We start from the raw sequence: 20,106 nt of genomic DNA, 5'->3' as shown, positions 1-20,106 counted from the left end.
ACCTCAATCCTGCTCAATGAAACCATTATCGCGCGATATTTGCCGAGGAACAGATGTAGCGTTACGACATTGTTTCAGGAGATCGTTCATGGGCTTATCGCGTCGGGAAATTTTGATGACCAGTGCGATGGCACCGCTTGCCGCCCGCTTGTCGGCAAGCCCAACTGACACCGCGCTTCCGAACAAAGCAGCTTTTTTCCCAGCTGGCATCACATATCTCGATTCCGGTTCGACGCATCCGGTCAGCACGGGCGCGCGCGCGGAGATTGACCGCTATTTGCGCCATCGTGCCCTCGATCCGGCCGAGCGCGACTACAAACTCGACGAGGACGGCGTGCGCGCCAAATTCGCCACATTGGTGGGCGCGGATGTTGACGAGATCGCCTTCACCCAAAGCACAACCATGGGTGAGCAGCTGGTTCTGGCCGCACTGGGCCTGCCGGAGCCGGGGGCCCATATCGTCACCGACACGCTCCACTTCTTCGGCTCCTTCCCGCTGTATGAGGAATTGACCCGTTTGGGTTGCAAGGTCACCTGGCTGCGGCCCAAGGACGGCCGTATTCCGATTGAGGACATCGAGCGCGCCGTGACACCGAACACAAGGCTCGTCGCGGTCTCTGCCGTCTCGACCTTCAACGGTTTCGAGCATGATCTCGCCCGCATCACCCGGATCGCCCATGCCCATGGGGCTCTGGTCTATGCCGATATCGTCCATGCCGCCGGCTGCATCCCCATCGACCTGCACGCCTCGGGCGTCGATTTTGCCGCCTGTGCCAGTTACAAATGGCTGATGGGCGACTTCGGGCTCGGTTTCCTCTATGCCCGCAGGGACCGGCTCGCCGCGCTCAAACGCACACAGGAAGGCTATTATGGGATCTCCGAGTTCCAGTCCCATGCCTATCCGCTCGATCCGCCCGGTGACACGGTGGCCGACTATGCCTTCGCACCAACGGCGATGGGCCATTTCGCCTACGGCACATATTCGCACATGGGTGTCGCGGCGCTGACCTGGTCGTTGGACTATATCCTTACCACCGGGGTGGCGCGCATTCAGGCCCATGCCCAGCAGTTGGTCGGCCACCTCAAGCAGGAATTGCCCCGGCTGGGCTATAAGCTGGCCACACCCGCCGAGGCGCGCTCCCCCATGGTGACCTGCATCTATCCCGGCGCGCGCAAGACGCTCAAGCCCCGGCTCGACGCCGCGGGTATCGAGATGACCGTGAGCGACAACCGCTTCCGCGCCAGCGTCTCGGTGTTCAACGACATGAGCGATATTGACAGGCTTCTGACGGCGCTCGGCCGCGCCTGACGGTCACTCCATGGAGGCGGGCTTCCCGCCCGCCTCCATCCCGCATGTTACAAACCGCAGGATAAGAGCGGAGCCTTGCCCGCACGCACCCACGTCCAGCCCTCCACTGCCGGCCGGCGAGGATTGAAGCGGAAGGTCATGTCGCGCCCGTCACGACGGATCACCGCGGTGGCGATGGCTTCCTCATGGGCCTGCAACTCGGCGCGGGGCGTCAGAGAGACAATGCTGTCCCCTTCATGCAGCCCGGCCGCGGCTGCTGCCGAGTCGGCCCGCAAATCCTTGACGACACCAAGCCGCATGTCATCGAACCCCAGATCAAAAGGCCGTTCGCTTGTCCGGACCAGCTTCAGACAGGGCCCAAAACTGTCGGCGCTCGGCACGATGGTCTTTCCCTCCACCATGTCGAGATAGTCTTGCCGCGAGCCGGGCCCCAGTTCGCGCACCACCATGGCGATCCACTGGGGCACGCCGACCTTTTCGCCATGGCGCTGGCGCTCCAGCACTTCGAGCACCAGATCGTCGACCGAGCGTTTGCCCCCGCTTTTGGCCTTGAGCTGACCATTGACCTTAGCCAGATACATGAAGCCTCGCCCATAGGGCACGCGCTGCGCCCGCGCGTCGCTCCAGAACAGCTTGCCTGCCGCCTCGTTGCTCAGCGCACGAAACGGATTGGTGTAGTAGTCGCGTGCATGGGCGTTGATGACGGCGAGGAAGCGGTCGAAGTCGATCGTCCCGGCGCGCAATGACAGCAGCACGGAGTAGAATTCCGCAGTTCCTTCCGAATACCAGGCCACGGCGGGATGATCGTCGGATTCCTCGCTCAGGTCTGGCCAGGTATGGGCCATTTCATGGGCGATCAGCATGTCGGTGCCATCGCCGATGGTCTCGCCCTTGGCGCCATATCCGAACATGAAGGAATGAGCGAGCGATGTGCCACCCCCCGAAGGATAGGGATTGGCCCTAGCGAAAACCCGGTAGCTCACACCGGGCGCATCATGGAAGAAGCGCGCCATATAGGTGAAGAGGCGATGGGTGTTTTTGCCCAGCACCGCCGGATCGAAAGGCGGCTCCTGCAACCAATAGAAGCCGAAAGTGTTATCCTGCGCCGCGCTTTTCACGGCTCCGGCGGCGTAGAAGGAAAAGGCCAGTTGGCTGGCCGGACCGACCACTGACTGGTCGCCTTCGCCAAAACTCCAGATGCCGCGCGTGCCGGCCGGTGCCTTGGTCAGATCCCAGTGAAGGCGGATGTTGTAGATCCGCTCATCGGCGGGCAGCGCGAAGAAATAGACACCCGCCCCGATCAGGCCGCCCGCTTGTGCGCGCAGGTCGAAGAGGGGGCCGTTACGTGTTTCGCTGTCGACAGAGCGCGGATTGCTGGCATAGCGCACTGTGACATCGCCCTGCGTCGGCCGGCTTGTCAGAAAATCACGATAGGTGCCGCTCGGTCCAGGCGCCTCATCCATCTGTGAGAGGGGTACCGGCCCTATGTCGTCGCTCGCCTCGATGGCCGAAGCCTCGTAGCTGGCGGTTTGCAGCCCTACCAGCACCTTAGGCATCTTGAGCAGGGCGTCACCAGCCTTGGCGTGGGGTGCCGGAATTCGCATGGAAACACCCATACGATCAAGCCCTTGAGCCCCACTGACCGGTGTCAGGGTCACCAAAAGCGCCGGCGGCGCAACGGTGTCATCGGCCGCTGCGCAGGGAGGGCCGGCCAGCGCGGCAACGAGAGGCAAAAGGCCACAGCCGCGAACGAGTCCCTGCATGCGGGAAAATCGAAATGAATGCATATGTCAGGCTCCCTCTGCCTCACAGGCTTCTCTTGTATGCCTTCGGTAAAGCAAGGCAACGGCGGCCAGATCCTGGACAGCATGGCCAAGCGATTTGTAGACCGTGATCTCGCTGTCGCCACGCCGACCCGCAACCGAACCGTTCAGCACCTCCCCGATTTCGGCGACAACATGTTCGTCGCCCACCAGTCCATCGGCCTTCGCATTCAGGAATTCGGCGCCCTGTGCCAGAACGGAGGCACGGCTGTCGGCGATGAAACGGGCGTTCACCACCAGATCAGCGTCAACCTCGACCGGCCCCGGTCCGCTCGACCCCACCAGATTGATATGAGTGCCGGGACGGATCCAGCGCCCCAGCAGGATTGGTTGCGAGGCTCCCGTCACGGTGCAGATGATGTCCGCCTGCGCGGCAGCCTGCTCTCCATCACGCTCGACCGTTACCGCAAGACCGGTTTCCCGGGCGAGGCGCTGCGCCAAAGCGCTGGTCTTGACTTCATCCCGGCCCCAAAGGATCACCCGGTCGAGCTGGCGCACCAGCGCGATGGCGCGCACATGCTCGAACGCCTGACCACCCGCGCCGAACACGGCCAGGGCTTTGGCGTCAGCCCGTGCCAAGGCATCGGTGGCCACCGCGCTGGCCGCCGCGGTCCGGATGAGGGTAATTTCCTCCGCATCGGCTACACAGACCGGATGCCCTTCAACCGGCTCGAACAGCACCACCAGCCCGCGATGAGCGCGCCGCCCCGTGTCCTGAAGATTGGGAAACACGGAAATCAGTTTGGCCCCGAAAAAGTCGTCCTCGGCAAGAGCGCCGGGCATCAGGGCGAAGGTGCGGCGCTCACCCATGGAGAGCATCGTGCGCAGCAACTGGCGCGTGTGGCCTGCGGACAGGGCCTGCATAGCCTCGCGCACGGCCGCAATGCAGTCCCGCCTGTCCAGATAGGTCCTGACATGGGCAGGATCAAACGATACGATGCTTGTGTGAGACATAATTCCCGGTTTCGACTCCCTGACTGACACCGCATCATATTTGTTAAAAATGGCGTAATTTTCTGCCTGAAATTGACACCAACCCGGCAGAGCGTTCCGGAGAAGAAGCAGCAAGCGAAAATTTTATGCACCGGTCACCCCATGAGTGATGCCCCCTTATCCGGTCGAGACGGCTATCGCAGTGTTGCACGGGGCAACCGGTCGCTAGCTGGCCTTCACTGGACACCCGATCGTTGCATAAACAATGCGCCATCCCCTGTTGTGACAGGCTGATTGGGCATATTTTGATTGGCAGCATTGCGATAGGGTCCTTGTCTGTCAGTGTGAGGGGGCTCTGTGAGAACCAGCAAAACGAGTGGGTCGATTGCCGGACTTTTGCTTTCAGCCAGTGTATTCTGCACGGCGCAGGCCACCACCCCTCCTGAAAATCCCGCTTCGGGCGGCGCTCCCATGCCGCCCGAGGCGCTCGTCTGGAAGGCGGCCCCGGGGATGGCCCGCGCACCCATCGCCCCGCGCCGCTTCATCCGCCAGCGAGAGGGCGCTTTCGCCGGCAAGCCCATGGCTTACACCGTCATCGCCGGTGATACGGCGCTCAAGGACAATGTCGGGCGTCCGATCGGCTCGATCTTCTCCTTTTCCTATGTCGCCAAGGTTCCTGCCGGCAGCCAGCGCCCTGTTGTGTTCATCTTCAATGGAGGCCCTGGCTCTTCCTCGCTGTGGCTCCAGATGGGCATTCTGGGGCCGCGCAAGGTCGCCTTCAACGATGGCGCCCCCAGCCAGGTGCCGCCTTATCGCACCATAAATAACCCCGACAGCCTGCTGGCCGTTGCGGATCTGGTCTTCATCGATCCCATCGGCACCGGCTTCAGCCGCTATTGGGGAGATGGCAAGCCCGACGACTTCTACGGCAGGGAGGAAGACGCCAAGGCCACCGTCGATTTTATCCAGAGCTGGTTGCGAGCCAACCACCGATGGAACAGTCCGAAGTTTCTGCTCGGCGAATCCTATGGGACCACTCGGGCCGCACTGGTTTCGCGGCGCCTGTTCGGCGGCGCCTTCCAGGGCACGTTGCGCGGTATTGCGCTCAACGGCGTCATTATGATGGGCGGCAATGGCGGGCTGGCGGCCCCCAAAGGCAATGAGGTCCACGCCACCACCTTCACCACCATGGCTGCCGCCGCATGGTATCATGGCAAAGTCAGGAAGGAGGCGAGCGGCTTCGAAGCCTTCATCGCCGCCGCGGACCGCTTCGCGCAAGGTGAGCTGGTGCCAGCGATGAACCGCTGGGAAGCGCTGGATGCCACATCGCGCGAGGCGCTGGCGCGCAAGGAGGCGGGCTTTCTGGGCCTGCCTGCAGCGCTGCTGCTGGCCAAAAACCTAAAAGAGGATCCTTCCGACTTCCAGCATGATCTGCTGGTGGACCAGCACAAGGTGTTGGGCACCTATGATGGGCGCTATGTGCTGCCCGCAGCCAACAGCCTGCACGATCCGGTCGGAGACGATGCGGCGATGGGGCAATACAGCCCGGCCTTCATCGGCGCCTTCAACAGCTATATCCGCGACGATCTGGGTATCGACATCGACGATGATTACACCGTCATCGATTTCGTGAACGTCAACTTCCCATTCTCGATGCGCGCAGGCGAGGATGTAAGCACCGGTGCAGATTTTGCGGCGACCTTGCGGCGCAACCCGGATATGCAATTCCTTTCTGTGCAGGGCTGGTTCGACATGTTCGGCGCGGTCGGCAGCGCGCACTTCGGCATCGTGCAAAGGCAGCTTCCGCCCGCACAGGTGGAAGAGAAGGCCTATTGGTCGGGTCATATGGCCTATGTCGGCGAGGCGGGCGTCAAACTGGCCGCCGATCTCAGGCAATTCATCCAGCGCGCCTCGGCGGGACGGTCCGCACCCGTCGCGACCAGCCAACAAGTGGGAAAGTGACAGACCATGGCCAAGCTTAAGACCATGCGAAACATTAACTGGCGGAGCCTGGGCGCGGTCACGCTTACCATTGCGCTGATGGGAGGCGCGCCAGCGCTGGCCCAGGATGATCGCACTGCGCGCACGGTGATCGCCCCGCTCCTTCACGATGATGAAGCCATTATCGTCACCCATCACCAGATACACACGCGCGAGGGCGTTCTGCGCTATGAGGCGCGTGCGGGCCGCCTAGCGCTGCGCAACGACGAGACGGGCGAACTGCGCGGCTACATCTATTTCACCGCCTATGCTGCCACGCCGCGCGATGGCCGCCCCCGACCATTGACCTTCCTGTGGAATGGCGGCCCCACCTCCAATTCGCTGCTGCTTCACACCGAGATGTTCGGGCCTCGACGGTTGACCGCCGATGGCATGGTGGACAATGCAGAAACCCTTCTCACGACCTCGGATCTGGTCTTCTACGATCCGGTCGGCACCGGCTTTAGCCGTGCGGGCAAGGACGCCGACAAGGAGTTTCTGACCACGCTGGGCGATTTCGCCGAAACCGCGGAATTCATCAGAGCGTATCGTGCCCGGTTCGACGCGGGCCGCCAACCGCTGTTCCTGGGCGGCGAAAGCTATGGTACGTGGCGCGTCAATGGCACGACTGAAATGCTGGAAAAACGTGGTATCCGTGTTTCGGGTGCCTTGCTGATTTCCGGTGGTGTGCCTGGATCGCTCATGCCCCCCTCCTTCCAGGATGCCATGTATGTCCCGGCGCGCACCGCCACAGCGTTCGAACTGAAGAAGCTGGCACCCGACCTGCTGCGCGACAAGGCCGCGACAATGAAAGCGGTCAATGACTGGATCGTTTCAACCTATCGCCCAGCGCTGGAGCACCTCGACGCGCTGACAGCGCCTCAGCGCGAGGCGATCGCTCAGGCGCTGGCCCGCTTCACCGGCGTCCGTCCCGACCAGATCGACCGCGCCACGCTGGTGATGACGAACAATGCCTACAAGAAGGGTCTGTTCGCGGGAGACGCCCAGAAAATCCTCAACACCTATGACATGCGCATGACCGGGACCGATATGGAAGCCGAGCCCGAGGTAGCAGGGCGTGGCGCGATCCTTGGCGACTATCTTCGCGCAGAGTTGGGTTATGCCACCGATCTGGCCTACACCGGGCTGGAGGATGGCTATATGCCTGTGCCCGGCCCGAAGCGCCAGGCCACCGGCGATCGCTGGGACTACAATCATGTGACGATCACGCCCGAAGTAATCGCCCGCATGAAGGCCGGCGGAGGCCCTCCGCTGTCGCAGCCCTGGTTGCAGAACGCCATGCGTGCCGATCCGCGTCTCCAAGTCTTCGTTGCTGCTGGCCGGTATGACTCGCTCAACATGTGCGAGGGCAACATAGCTATGTCTTCCAAGCTGGAGCCCTCCTTGTCCTCGCGCTTTGAGCATCACTGCTATGAAGGTGGGCACATGATGTACCATGTCCCAGAAACCCGATTGCAATTATCCTTGGATGTCGCCCGCTTCATCCGCAGGTCGATCAATCAAAATTAATAATAATAGAATGAAATTGAGATGATCCCGAACATCGTGATGCCACACACTAATTTATATTTTCACAAGACGATCATTTTTAGCCAAATAATTGACCGTTATTAGCATATATCTAAATATACCGGATAATTTTTATGGGAATTTATATTTGTTTTAAATATACAACATTAACACTGGCAACATGCCTTGAAACGTATCCTCTGGTGCGATCACCCACAGAGGACTCAGGCCTTGTGTAAAAAGCTGCCGCAACATGCGATTTATGCAAATTGTCGACTACCCTCTCGCGAACGTGCTGCAGGCTAAAAACCTAGTACACCCGGACAGTCCTGCGGCTTCAGCCTCATCCGGACCTTGCGCCAGCACAGCGAGACGCCATCGCGCAAGACTTCGACATGACCGAGGGGTTGCGCGACATCGAGGTGCGACTGTCGATGGCCTACTACTTCATCAAGCGCATGAATCTCGAGTTACCGGAGTTGCCTCCTGAGCGGGTTCAGCTCGCCCTCAGCAACTTGGATGATATTCAAAATCAAGTTGAAATAGTCAAAACCGAAGCAATGCACAGGACATCGATGCGCAAACCTATATCATCTTCCGGATGTTGACGGAGTAGAATGGGGGTGGCCGGTCTGTTCGTCCACTGTCAGGAGAGGCTGGCGGGCAGATTGGCCGTTGCCCCTCACTGCCCCCCCGGCGCGTAGACTTGGAAGGGCGAAAACAGCCTATCAAAAGGGAGCCCCGCTCGGACTGTCCTACCGCGCACAACGTCGTTTTCATGGGGTGCCGGAAGCAACATGCCGAGTCAGGGAGTACGCCGGCGCTAAGTCAACCGCGCGTGTCTGGTCGTCAGTCGCGCAGACAAGGATCCTGCTGTCGGCGTCGTCGGAACTCCACTTTCTCAGAAGTTGGAGCCTCCGGCGAACCCGGCGCGGGCAAGCATCAAAGCTGCATCTTGATCTGCATGCCAAGCGAGACATTGTTTTCATTCCTTTGGAATGAGAATGCTCCAGGATTGATGATATACTGAAAGTCCGGTCGTAGCGAGATCCCGCGCTTTAGCGAAAGGCCGTAGCTTATTTCGATCGCAGTCTCTCCGCCCGCAAGAGATGCGCTCATAAAGTTACTTTCTGATGGGTTCACCGGCTTTTCATGCGCTTCAAGCAATTGCGGATTGACGCGTGCGGTAACAACTCCGAAGCTGATCACATCATCTGGTCGATTGCGCAGGGCTCCGCGATAGAGCAGCCCCGCACCATACCATCGCGTGATTTGTGCACTTGCTCTCGGATTGGCCGTGAACTCTCCGAACACCGTCAATCCGCGCATCCCGCTCCCGGCCTCGCGATAGATCATTTGATTGGCGAGCAAATACAGTCCGTAACGGCCGCCAACGGTCCCTGGCACGCCTTGCCGGTTGACCGTCACCGTATCGTAGAAGACGCCAAATTTATACTGGCCACGCAATCCCTTCGATCCGGGCTGGTTATTGGGATCATATTCCAGTTCGAGCGGAAAGATCGCGCCACTCGTGCCCGGAGCAAATAGGTCAAAGCCATATTTGGGCTCGTTGTAAGATTGATTGACCTGGTAAACACCCGTTCGGACGATGACCTCGCCATTGATGCGGTATTTTATTTCCGCACCCCAACGCGAATTTGGATAATTGGTCCATCCACTGTTCCCAGACTCAGAAAGAGGGTGCGCACAAAAGGCGGCGTTTACAAAACTGCATAGGATGCTCATTCCGCCCAGGTCATTGCCCATCGAATAGAAACCGACTTTGACCGTCATGCGATGGTTGAATAAATCATCCTCGAAACTCAATTCACTCAGTCGCGTGAAATCGCCGCCGGCAGATTCCTGGATGGGAAGACGATTACCCACCAGATCCGTCGAAATATTCCCGCCCTTGCGATCGTTCAGGGTGAGGTGGAATATCCCTCCGGACCAGCCCGCAATCTTGTGCATGTCGAAATCCGCCCCAAGACGCAGTTGCTGGGCATAGCTCGTGCCCCTCGCCTGCCCGCCCCGCACGGAAGCGAAAGGTTCGGCGACAAAATCGCCGCGGGTGTTGATCCCCGCGTCAAGGAGCCTGGTGCGCAATCCGCCCCAACGACCAGAGATCGTCTGATCGAAATCGCTGGCCTTGGGTGCCGCAGCTGCAGTTGGCTGATCGAGCACGAGCGGCGTCCTCCCCCCTGCATCCGGCGATGCTTGCGGGCCTATCGTGGAAGGATCTGCAACCGGGGTCTCGGCCTGCACCAGCCTTGACGCGCTTTGCATATCCCCGGCTGCGTCCGTATTGGAGGCCGCTTCCAAAGAAACCGCGACGGCAATAATGGGAAAAATCATTTTCGCTTTCTCAGGTCGTTTCGTTCCGTTCAGAGCGTCAGGCGCTTGATGTCTCCAAGGACGAAAATGTAGGCCAAGGCTCCGACCAGCCCGATTGCGGACATCATCACCAAGGCAAGGGTGAAAGACCCCGTGGCGGCGAGAATGAAGCCGATCGCGAGGGGGGCGATGATCCCCGATGCATTCGAGACGACGTTGAAGAGCCCTCCGGTCAGCCCCTGATAACCGTCCGGCGCGATATCGGAGATCACCGTCCAGCCGATCCCGACAAGCCCCTGGCCGAAGAAGGCGACTGCCATGATGGCAACGACGGCCTCCGTGCTTTTGACGTAATTGGCCGCGGCCATGCAGCTGATCAGCAACAGGCCGGTGATGATGGGAAGCTTGCGCCCGAGATTGACCGAACCCGTCTTGCGGATGAGATAATCGGAGACGTAGCCGCCAATCATCACGCCAATTGCCGCCGCGACATAGGGAAGGGTGGCAAAGTAGGCGAGATCCTTGAAGTTGATGTGGCGTTCCTTGGACAGGTAGGTCGGAAACCAGGTGAGAAAGAAGACCAGCGCCGCATTGCCCGCAAACTGGCCAAGCCCCGCACCCCAGACCTGCCGGAACGACAGGAGGCGCCGGATCGTCGCCCAGTCATAATGAGGCCGGGACGCCTTGTGGGTGATGCCGCCGCCAGCGCGAATGTGGTCGAGTTCGGCCTGATTGACCTTCCGGCAATCGCTTGGGTCACGGTACATCCGGTACCAGACAATGCCGAACACGACACCGATCGCGCTCAGGATCAGGAAGGGGATGCGCCAGCCCAGGACCGGCATCATCAAATACAGGAGCGGACTGACCAACGCGAGCCCCACATGTTCGCCCACCGTGTAGATGCCCGTTGCGCGCGCGCGCTCATTCTGCGGAAACCAGGCCGAGACCATGCGGCTGGCACCGGGAAAACATGGTGCCTCAGCGATGCCCAGACCAAACCGCACGGCAACCAGCGAGACGACCCCGGAACACAGACCCTGCAACCCTGTCAGCAAAGACCAAATGGTGATCGACAAGAAATAGGTCAGCCGCGAGCCGATCCTGTCGAGAAGCGCACCGCCCGGCAGCTGGGCCACCACATAGGTCCAGGCAAAGGCTGAGAACACCAAGCCCATTTCCGCCATGCCGATGCCAAGATCCTTGATCATCAAGGGTGCGGCGACGCCAATGATCGTGCGATCGAGATAATTGATGAGCGTCGTGCCGGCGATGAGGCTGAGCATGACAAAGCGGCGGCGGGTTGGCCGCTCGGCGGTGCTGATCGGGCCGTTTGTCAACTTTGCGACTGCCTGGTCGCGCTGGTGGACGAAGTCGTCGCTACTGATCGGTTCATGCATAACCCTTCCATCATCCTTCGCTGCCGTCCGCCTTGCGCGGATCTGTCGATCAGGACCTTTTGCCGTCCCGACGTTGACTTGATCACCCAAAATGCACCATATGGGGCATTCGAGTCGTGAGATGCACCGTTCGGTGGATTCGGTCAAGCAGCATGCATTCGATAATCGATTATCTGTGATTGCAGCGGGAGAGACGCTGGAGTTCCCGCCGCATCGAGACTGCGCAGCGTGAGCCCGTCTGGCCGGGCCATCACACCGATTTTAGGCATGATTGTGAGGATCTGTTATGAAATACGCATCGCTGCCCAGGCGCATCGCGGCAGTCAAATCGGCCCCATGAATATGGCAGATGCTCGATAGGTTCCGCGCGTACGCCCATTGACCTGTGCCACGCCGACCTGCCTGAAATGCTTCATCAGGAGACGTCGGGAGGTCCGCCGGAAGCATCGACAGCCAATCTCCTTTTCAGATAATCGATTATATATTCGTGTGCCAATCGCTGCGGCAACACGGCTCCCCGGCCAAGGTCGAGGCGCCGTGACCTGCTGGCAGAGCCCGATTGGCCGTCACCGCAGGCTCGGGGGGGCCCACTTCATTCATATTGGAATCCGCTTTGAACAGACGACAAATTCTCTCCGCCCTTGCCGTGATCCCGTTCGCCGATGCCATCATGTCCTCTGCTGGCGCCACCGGCGCTGGCCCCCAGTCCATCGGCATCGCCCGACTGCTTACCGATCGGGCGGACTTGCCCGAAGCGGTCATCGCGCGTGCGCAAACCTTTCAAACAGAACTTGACCCGACCTTCCCAGCCAGGCTTTCGCGTCTGGCCGCCAACATCGCGGCGGGCGGATTGAAAGACCGGGAGGCGGTGATCGCTCACTTGAGCGGCGAGGATCAGGCAACGGCCCTCCAGCTGATCGCTCCACTCTATCTTGGCTACACAGGCACGCCGCAGACCGCCAAGGACCATGACAACGCCAAGTTCGTCACATTCCTTGATGCGCTGATGTATGAATGCACGACCGACGTGACGATCCGGCCGAGCTATGCCCGCGGCGGGCGGGACTATTGGACGGCGGTGCCCGAAGGCGTGGTGGCGCCTGCCATGCCGGCCGACATTGCCGAATGGGGGGCGCGCAACCCCAAGGCAGCACCCCGCTATGCCACGCCCGACCCCCGCTACCTCGCCATGTCGCAGGGCCGGGCCAAGACCGCCACCGAGGCCGCCGCCTGGCTGGCCGCCAATGCGCACTCCTGAAAGCAAGGCCGCAATCATGTCAGACTATGACGCCGATGTCGTGATCATCGGTTCGGGCGCGCTTGGCGCCAATGCCGCCTACCAGCTTGCTGGGCTGGGCAAATCGGTCATTATGCTGGAGGCGGGGCCAGTTGTGCCGCGCTGGAAGGCCATTGAGAATTATCATAACGCCGCCAGCAAGCGGAACTGGTGCGCGCCCTATCCCAATGTTCCCTGGGCACCCAACTCCTACACCGATGGCTATATTCAGGCAGAGTCCGATCCGGATTTTGAATATGTCACCAGCTATCTGCGCGTGGTCGGCGGCACCACGCGTCACTGGGGAGGCGCCTGCTGGCGGCTCTTGCCAAACGACTTCAAGCTGAAATCGACCTACGGCGTCGGACGTGACTGGCCGATTTCCTACGACGACCTCGAACCTTGGTACGACATCGCCGAAAAGGAACTCGGCGTGGTGGGCACGCATGAAGAGGATCAGAGCGGCCAGGGGCGTGGTCAATATCCGCCTCGGTCCGCGCCCTACCCTCTTCCTCCAGAGGGGAAGCCTTATCTCCTGCAGCGCATCCAGTCGAAACTGGGGCCCCTGGGTTATCAGGTGTCGCACGAGCCGCATTGCCGCGCCTCGCGCCCGTATGAAGGGCGTCCGGCCTGTGTTGGGAACAATATGTGCGAGCCGGTGTGCCCGATTGGCGCGATGTATTCGGGCGACATGCATGTCGTCAAGGCGGTGGACCGGGGCGTAAAGCTAATGCCTGAATGCGTTGCCTTCGGTCTCGACAAGGGCCCCAAGAACGAAATCACCGCAGTGCATTATCGCAAGCCCGACGGCTCCGATCATATGTTGACGGCCAAAGTCTTTGTCCTCGCATGCCATGCCCTGGAGGTTCCCAAGCTGCTCTTGATGAACAATCTGGCGAACAGCTCGGATCAGGTCGGCCGCAACCTGATGGACCATACCGGCATGAATCTGACATTCCTCGCCAACGAGCCTTTGTGGAGCGGGCGAGGTTCGGTCCAACATGGCTGCATGGTCAACCGGCGGGACGAACCGAGCCGGAATGTCCGCTCGGCAATCCGCTACTCCTTCCATAACCATGTGCCGAACGTCGATGTGACGCCCGGCTTGCTCAAGCGCGGGCTGATGGGGAAAGCACTGGAAGACGCGATTCGCGACCAGTCGTCACGCCTCGTCAACATCGCCACCATGAGCGAGACCCTGCCCGAGCCGACCAATCGTGTCGTCCCGAACCCCGGCTACAAGGATTCCCTCGGCCTGCCTGGCCTGAAGGTCTCCTATCGTCTCAATGATTACGTTCGGGGCATGCGCGATGTCGTGCAGCATGATTTCGCCAACATCCTTCAGGCTTTCGAAGGCGAGGTCCTCGAAGCTCCGGTCGGGTGGCGGAACCAGTTTCACATCATGGGCACGGTCATCATGGGCAGTGACCGCACCAATTCAGTCGTCGACGCCGATTGCCGCAGCCACGACCATCCCAATCTCTTCCTCTGCACAACCGGTGTGATGCCCTCCTCGGCGACGGTGAATCCCACCCTGACCGGCATCGCGCTGTCCATCCGCGCGGCTCATATCATTGCGAAGGACGTGTGATGCTCAGGACGCTCACTGCCTCCATCGCAGTCGCAACCGTTCTGGTACTTGGAGGAGCCGCATTAGAGGCGGCGCCCACATCGGATGCCGATTCCTCCCTGGTTGCGCAAGGACGTTACCTCGCCACGGCGGGCGATTGCGCCGCCTGCCATAACGATCCCAAGACAGGCAATCCTTTTGCCGGTGGTTATGGCGTCGAATCCCCGCTGGGCACCATTTACGGCTCCAACATCACGCCATCGCGAAGCGCGGGTATCGGTGCGTGGAGCCTCGCCCAATTCAGCGACGCGGTCCGCAAGGGCCAGGCCCCCGGCGGCCATTACCTTTATCCTGCAATGCCATACACGGCATTCGCCGGATTGTCCGATGCCGACGTCAAGGCGCTCTATTCCTATTTCATGCTCGGCGTGGCACCGGTCGATCACACGCCACCGGAGACCAGGCTGGCCTTTCCCTTCAGCGTCCGGGCTTCGATGATCGGCTGGAACCTGCTTTACAGCCGGTCGCAGCCGGCCCGTGCCACGCCTGTATCGGGGGTGGCGCGGGGACGATATCTGGTCGAAACGCTCGGGCATTGCTCAACCTGCCATACGCCCCGGGACAGCCTGATGGGCGAAAAGAGCGATCGCTTTCTCACAGGCGGAAAGGTTGGCTCCTGGACCGCACCCAACATCACCTCCGATCCTGACGCTGGCATCGGCAGATGGAGCCAGGCAGATCTGGTACGCTATCTCAAGACCGGCGCGCTGCATGGCAAGGCCATTGCCGGAGGTGAAATGGGAACCGCGGTCCAGAACTCCTTCTCGAAGCTGACGGATGGGGATCTGCAAGACATCGCGGCCTATGTGCGATCCGTCCCTGGAGCCCGAGACAAGTTTGAGGGAGAGCGTTCTGGCTGGCGGGATTCAGCTCCTCTCAGGGCCGATCAGCTTGAGCATCCGATGGACAGGAAGGATGTGAAATCCTTCATCGACGTGGACCGCGTGTCAGGCGCGGCGCTGTATGAAAGCGCATGTGCGAGCTGCCATGGTCACAATGGTCGAGGTTCGGTCGATCACGTACTGCCGCCGCTGGTCGGCTCATCCGCCGTCGGTTCGGCAGATCCCTCCAACCTCGTCATGACGATTACTCAGGGCATCGATCGTACCGTCGATGGCCAACGCACCTTGATGCCGGCCTTCGGCCCACAGCATACCGAATTTGGACCCCAGTTTAATGCGGCACAGGTGGCCAAGGTGGCGGATTATGTTGCCACGGCCTTCGGCAACCCCAATCATCATGTTACGCCCGATGATGTCGAGCGGATCTACCACGCAAAGAACGAGAAGGGATGGCTCATCGCCAGCATTCCGTTTGTCACCTGGACAGCAATGGCAGCGGTCATTGCCCTCGGGATTGGCGCAATTTGGCAACGGAGGAAGCGCAAACGCGCAGTTGAGGGCACGACTGCTTGACCCGCTTATATCTCAGCGTTTCGGCAAGTTATCGCCCTTCGACGCCCTCGCGTCGTCTGCGGCTACATGGGCGCTCCCGCTGTTTGATGGGCAAGCTGTGCCGACCGTCCCTCCGCTCAAGAATTGGGCGGAGGGATACAGGTTTCACACCGTTTAATTGCGCAAGCGAGACGGCTCTTTCGATGGACTGCTTCGATTTAAGCGGAGACGCGCGAGGTGTCCTTCGGGCTGGAGCCGCGTCCGCTGGCGTTGCCTACATAGAGCGACTGCACAGTCTGCCCTTGGATGATGACAGCTCGCCCGATGTTCTCAAACGTCCCATCCACAAGGGGGTGGCTCTCGTGATTTGCACCTGCATGACCGAAGGAGAAGGCAAACGGTGCGAATGCCGCAATGGCGAAAGTAAAAATGACGGTACGCATGACGACCCCCGATTGGAATACAGGCGGCGCCTAGTTGTTGCAGCGCAGCATTGCAATCGCAACTAGCGCCACGATTGGTGCAATTTCCGCAATCGGCAGGCACGAAAGGTTGGCTCGAGACCGAGGCGTTCTGTGTTGATGCGAGGCTGTCGAAATGCCGAACTCGCGCACTGCTGCGGCGCAACATAGCCGAACGTTGGCGCAGCCAGCTTGGATTGACTGCCCGTAGGCAGAACAGACATTACAATAATTATGAAGGTTGATTTTGCTAAATTAATAATTAGATCTTGAAAATAATAAAAGACTTCTGCTGATATTTTATATTCACTGCTCCTGTCATTGAAACGATCATGACCAGAGCACATTCGTCGGGAGAAAATGATGCGGACAATGAGCGTGGTGGTTGCTCCGGCAACAGCGGTGTCGGCGCCTGCGCCCCTGAAGGGGGAGATTGGCGATACAATACAGCGCGCGGCGAAGATAGGCTACGACGCCATCCAGCCCACAATCAACCGGCCAGGCGAATTCGATTTGGTCGCGGCAAGGAAGGCGCTTCGTGAGACTGGCTTGACGGTGACGTCGATCGCGACCGGAAGCGCATATCCCATCGATGGGATAAGTTTGGGTCATGGAGATCTAGACAGACGAAGGGCAGCAGTCGAGCGCATGCGGCAGCACATTGACCTTGCCTACCAACTCGATGGTGCCAATGTGGTGATTGGCCTGATCCGGGGGCGCTTCAGTGATAGCCCAAGCAAGCAGGATTATATGGGCCACTATCGTGAGAGCTTGAATCACGTTTTGGATCACGCCATCAGATCTGGAATAGTCCTGGTTCATGAAGCAATTGGACGAACAGACAGCGACGTCCTTCGAACCATAGATGAAAATATTGCATTTCTAGAAGAATTCAACTCGGCTCATCTGCGGCTCCATATCGACACGCACCACATTGCCTTGGAGGAGGTCGACTGGCCCGGTGCTCTCCGACGTGCGGCACCAATGATCGAACAGGTCGACATCTCCGATGTGGAACGGCGCACGCCCGATGGCAGTCGCTTTGATTTCCCGAGTTTCCTCTCGGCTCTCGATGACATAGGCCATGATGGGTACCTCATTCACGAATATCAAAGTGTGGGCGAGGGAATGGGCGAGGCCGAGGCGGGGCTTGCATATATCCGGTCACTTTCCAAAAAATAAACAAAAGGGCGGACATGCTGACTTTTGGAATTATGGGGACGGCAGCGATCGCGCGGCAGTTCTGCAAAGATCTCGCGGGATCGAGCGCAGTTCGGGTCGGGGCGGTGGCAAGCCGCACGTTGGAAAACGCGCGTGCGTTTGCTCTGGAGTGCGGGATAGCTAACTCCTATGACTGCTATGAGCATGTGTTGAACGACCCAAGCATCGACGCAGTTTACCTTCCATTGCCCAATCACCTTCATGCCGAATGGAGCATTCGTGCCTTGAATGCAGGAAAGCATGTGCTGTGCGAAAAGCCGCTCGCTCTTTCTGCGCAGCAAGCACGTGAGATGCTTGCTGTCGCACGTGCCACGGGAAAAATATTACGCGAAGGATACCCTTGGCTCGCGCAGCCGCAAGCGCACCAGATGCTACGTCTTATCGATGACGGCGCGATTGGCGAAATCCGGCAGATTTCGGTCCACTTCAATTCTCCGCTTAACGACACCGCCAACATTAGATTACGCCCCAATCCGGGGAGCGGGGCCTTGCTCGACCTAGGTGCCTATTGCGTGAGCCTGATGAGATTTGTTGCGAGATGCCGCCCCAACAAAGTCGTGGCATTGGTCGAATGTGCGGAGAACGGTGTAGACCGATCAGTGGCCGCGAGCCTGCAATTTCCAGGTGGTCTCGTTTCCGGAACCTTCAATTGCGCCTTCACATCCGAATATCATCGTTCGGCGGTCATACATGGTACAGCAGGAAGTATATTCACGACCTTTCGCAATCATGGCTCTGACGGCAATATGGATCCCATCCGCATCTGGCGGGGCAGCACGTTGGCCGCAGAACCGGATCTCGTCGAGTGTAAAGGGGAAGGTGGATTTCGAGCCGAGGCCGAAAACTTCGCTCAGGCCGTCCTTAATCCTGGTCAATGGGTTGGTGCGAATGAGACATTTTCAATCGATGTGGCATCGACGCTTGATGCAATCTCTGAAAGCGCACGGAGCGGAGCGTTGGTTTGCTTTTAGATCATATCGTCTAGCGCTATCCCTCCCGTGGTAGATCAGCGATAATTTGTGCTTTCGCGTTCAGACCTTAAGAATCTCGGCGCCCAATTGCAGAGGCAGTTAAGAACGCTGCCAATACCAGCCTGGGGGCCTGTTTGGTAAGGCGGGAACCTGCGATCAGGCGCGCAACACGACCTGTCGTTTCAGAGCGGTCGGGCGTCGGATCCATTCAAAAGACGTAGAATCGCTCATCTTGCTGGAGAGCACCTCGCGCGAGTGGAATCTCTTGAGTTCGGCCATCAGCGATGCCGACTGACGGGTCAGGCCCTGCGCTGCCGCGCTGACCTGCTGCGCCATGGCCGCATTGCTTTGGGTGATCGTGTCGATCTCGCGCACCGCGCCATTGGCCTGACCCAGGCGCGCGGCATGGCTGGTGGCATCCTGAGCGATGCGGTTCATCACTTCGCTCACCTCGCGAACCCCGGTGGCGATACGCGCCAGCGTGGTCGCCGTCTCGGTAACAAGGGCGACGCCGCCCGCCACTTGCCGGGCCGAAACGTGTATCCGCCCTTTGATGTCGCGCGCCGCTTCCGCGCTCCGTTGCGCCAGCGCCCTCACCTCATGGGCGACCACCGCGAAGCCGCGTCCCGCCTCCCCCGCGCGGGCTGCTTCCACCCCCGCGTTCAGCGCCAGAAGATTGGTCTGGAATGCAATGCCATCGATTACGCTGACAATGTCGGAAATCTCGCGCGAGGAGGTTTCGATGCCCGCCATGGCCTCCACCGTGCGGGCCAACACCGCGCCGGATTCCTCGGCGCGCAGGCGGGTATCGGCGACCAGCGTATTGGCTTGGGTGGCGGCCTGTGCCGATTGCGACATGGCGCTGCCGATCTGATGCAGCGCGGTTACGGTCGTCTCCACCGTGCGGGATTGTTCGGCGCTGCGCATCGCCAGATCCTGTGCGGCCTCCTCAATCTCCTCGGCCCCGGAGGCGACGTGTTGCGCCGTCTCCGACACCGCGCCCATCGAGGCGGCAAAGGCGTCTACCGTGCTGTTGAAACTTTCGCGTAGTCCCTCATACTCTTCCCGAAACGGCGCCTTGATATGGCAGGCCAGATTACCGCGTGACAATTCGTCGAGCCCATGGCGCAGATCCTCGATCACCTCTGCGGTTTCGGCCAGCGACTGAACCAGCACCAACACTTCGTCATCGCCTTCGAAACGCACCGGTATCAGGGTGAGGAGCACCCGCAGATCCTTGCCATCCGGGGTGATCGACAACCATTCGAAACGAGACGATCCTTTCTCTTGCGCCTCCTTTAGCCTCTCGGGCACATGCAGTTCGGAGGGGCGGCCATCGGGCTGGACGCGCGCGGCAAAGCGCCCCGGACCAAAGCCGATAATCTCCTCGCGCGAGCGGCCGTATATCTCCTCGCAGGCCTTGTTGCATGCGACGAACACGCCCTTTTGCGCCAGCAGCATGCCATCGGGCGATTTGTCGAACACGGCCTCCGCCATGCGCGTTTCGAGGGAAACAGAAATCCGACGCCTGAACATAGTCATCACTCACTGACTGACCGATCCTTCCGCGCAATAGTTGCGCCGGCATAAGATCGCCCCGCCATGTCCCTAGGGGTTTTCCAAGACGCATCACCCGGCAAGCCTCTGCGGCATCGGGATAAGGCTCAGTAGGCGGCCCGCCGATGTGTGCAAGCTCCTGTTTCCAAAACTAGCTTTCGCGTATGAGCAAAGCGTCCCTTTGCTTAAGGAAATCGTTGCCATGCCCCAGGCCTCTCTGGGTATTCCCCCCAGAGCAACCGTGAGCGGGGGTTTTAGGCAATTGGCTCTAGGTCGTTGGGCGAGCA

At 59.9% G+C, this 20,106-nt stretch carries 16 protein-coding genes; 9 read left to right on the top strand and 7 right to left on the bottom strand.

Annotated elements, in window-relative coordinates; translation table 11 throughout:
• Positions 1-3: 3 nt before the first annotated feature.
• Positions 4-210 (bottom strand): hypothetical protein, encoded by a 207-nt coding sequence (locus HGK27_RS31180; RefSeq protein WP_241127895.1) that lies wholly within the window; start codon positions 208-210, stop codon positions 4-6.
• Here HGK27_RS31180 and HGK27_RS24815 point away from each other — a divergent pair.
• Positions 116-1,309: an aminotransferase class V-fold PLP-dependent enzyme gene (locus tag HGK27_RS24815; RefSeq protein ID WP_241127454.1), complete on the top strand. Its 1,194-nt coding sequence runs from the start codon at positions 116-118 to the stop codon at positions 1,307-1,309. The two genes, HGK27_RS31180 and HGK27_RS24815, sit on opposite strands and share 95 nt — an antisense overlap.
• A 47-nt stretch (positions 1,310-1,356) precedes the next feature.
• Here the strand turns inward: HGK27_RS24815 and HGK27_RS24810 are convergent, their stop codons facing one another.
• Positions 1,357-2,913, bottom strand: a complete 1,557-nt coding sequence (locus HGK27_RS24810) for a M61 metallopeptidase family protein (protein WP_206243508.1) — start codon at positions 2,911-2,913, stop codon at positions 1,357-1,359.
• Positions 2,914-3,099: 186 nt separating this feature from the next.
• The gene (locus HGK27_RS24805) at positions 3,100-4,008 is read right to left on the bottom strand and encodes an ornithine cyclodeaminase family protein (protein ID WP_322099052.1); all 909 of its coding nucleotides are present in this window, start codon (positions 4,006-4,008) and stop codon (positions 3,100-3,102) included.
• A gap of 414 nt (positions 4,009-4,422) precedes the next feature.
• Between HGK27_RS24805 and HGK27_RS24800 the strand changes: the two genes are divergently transcribed.
• The 3 genes from HGK27_RS24800 (at position 4,423) to HGK27_RS24790 (ending at position 8,183) form a co-directional block, all read left to right on the top strand.
• Positions 4,423-6,027, top strand: a complete 1,605-nt coding sequence (locus HGK27_RS24800; protein ID WP_206243506.1) for a S10 family serine carboxypeptidase-like protein — start codon at positions 4,423-4,425, stop codon at positions 6,025-6,027.
• Positions 6,028-6,051: 24 nt separating this feature from the next.
• Positions 6,052-7,575 carry a S10 family serine carboxypeptidase-like protein gene (locus tag HGK27_RS24795; protein WP_206243505.1) on the top strand — a complete coding sequence of 508 codons (1,524 nt, stop codon included), beginning with the start codon at positions 6,052-6,054 and terminating at the stop codon, positions 7,573-7,575.
• A 395-nt stretch (positions 7,576-7,970) separates the two neighbouring features.
• Positions 7,971-8,183, top strand: a complete 213-nt coding sequence (locus HGK27_RS24790; RefSeq protein ID WP_206243504.1) for a hypothetical protein — start codon at positions 7,971-7,973, stop codon at positions 8,181-8,183.
• A 334-nt stretch (positions 8,184-8,517) separates the two neighbouring features.
• Here HGK27_RS24790 and HGK27_RS24785 read toward each other — a convergent pair whose 3' ends face one another.
• Together HGK27_RS24785 and HGK27_RS24780 are read right to left on the bottom strand one after the other, a co-directional pair.
• Positions 8,518-9,930: a carbohydrate porin gene (locus tag HGK27_RS24785; RefSeq protein WP_206243503.1), complete on the bottom strand. Its 1,413-nt coding sequence runs from the start codon at positions 9,928-9,930 to the stop codon at positions 8,518-8,520.
• Positions 9,931-9,959: 29 nt separating this feature from the next.
• The gene (locus HGK27_RS24780) at positions 9,960-11,309 is read right to left on the bottom strand and encodes an MFS transporter (RefSeq protein WP_206243502.1); all 1,350 of its coding nucleotides are present in this window, start codon (positions 11,307-11,309) and stop codon (positions 9,960-9,962) included.
• Positions 11,310-11,922: 613 nt separating this feature from the next.
• Between HGK27_RS24780 and HGK27_RS24775 the strand changes: the two genes are divergently transcribed.
• From HGK27_RS24775 to HGK27_RS24765, 3 genes are read left to right on the top strand one after another with little or no spacing between them, the layout of a single operon-like run.
• A complete protein-coding gene (locus HGK27_RS24775) occupies positions 11,923-12,567 on the top strand; it encodes a sugar dehydrogenase complex small subunit (protein WP_206243501.1) in 645 nt (214 codons plus the stop codon).
• Between the two features lie 16 nt (positions 12,568-12,583).
• Positions 12,584-14,176, top strand: a complete 1,593-nt coding sequence (locus HGK27_RS24770; RefSeq protein ID WP_206243500.1) for a GMC family oxidoreductase — start codon at positions 12,584-12,586, stop codon at positions 14,174-14,176.
• Positions 14,176-15,630: a cytochrome c gene (locus HGK27_RS24765; protein WP_206243499.1), complete on the top strand. Its 1,455-nt coding sequence runs from the start codon at positions 14,176-14,178 to the stop codon at positions 15,628-15,630. The genes HGK27_RS24770 and HGK27_RS24765 overlap by 1 nt, the downstream gene beginning before the upstream one ends.
• A gap of 197 nt (positions 15,631-15,827) precedes the next feature.
• Here HGK27_RS24765 and HGK27_RS24760 read toward each other — a convergent pair whose 3' ends face one another.
• On the bottom strand, positions 15,828-16,052 hold the full coding sequence (locus HGK27_RS24760) for a hypothetical protein (protein WP_206243498.1): 225 nt from the start codon (positions 16,050-16,052) through the stop codon (positions 15,828-15,830).
• Positions 16,053-16,442: 390 nt separating this feature from the next.
• On the opposite strand from HGK27_RS24760, the gene HGK27_RS24755 reads away from it, so the two are divergent.
• The gene (locus HGK27_RS24755; protein ID WP_206243497.1) at positions 16,443-17,252 is read left to right on the top strand and encodes a sugar phosphate isomerase/epimerase family protein; all 810 of its coding nucleotides are present in this window, start codon (positions 16,443-16,445) and stop codon (positions 17,250-17,252) included.
• 14 nt (positions 17,253-17,266) lie between these two features.
• The gene (locus HGK27_RS24750) at positions 17,267-18,262 is read left to right on the top strand and encodes a Gfo/Idh/MocA family protein (protein ID WP_206243496.1); all 996 of its coding nucleotides are present in this window, start codon (positions 17,267-17,269) and stop codon (positions 18,260-18,262) included.
• 156 nt (positions 18,263-18,418) lie between these two features.
• On the opposite strand, the gene HGK27_RS24745 is transcribed toward HGK27_RS24750, so the two are convergent.
• Complete coding sequence (locus HGK27_RS24745; protein ID WP_206243495.1) at positions 18,419-19,747, bottom strand: methyl-accepting chemotaxis protein; 1,329 nt, start codon at positions 19,745-19,747, stop codon at positions 18,419-18,421.
• Positions 19,748-20,106 lie beyond the last annotated feature (359 nt).

It is taken from the genome of Novosphingobium terrae, assembly GCF_017163935.1.
Taxonomy (GTDB): Bacteria; Pseudomonadota; Alphaproteobacteria; order Sphingomonadales; family Sphingomonadaceae; genus Novosphingobium; species Novosphingobium terrae.
This window is presented reverse-complemented; position numbering and strand designations above follow the sequence as displayed.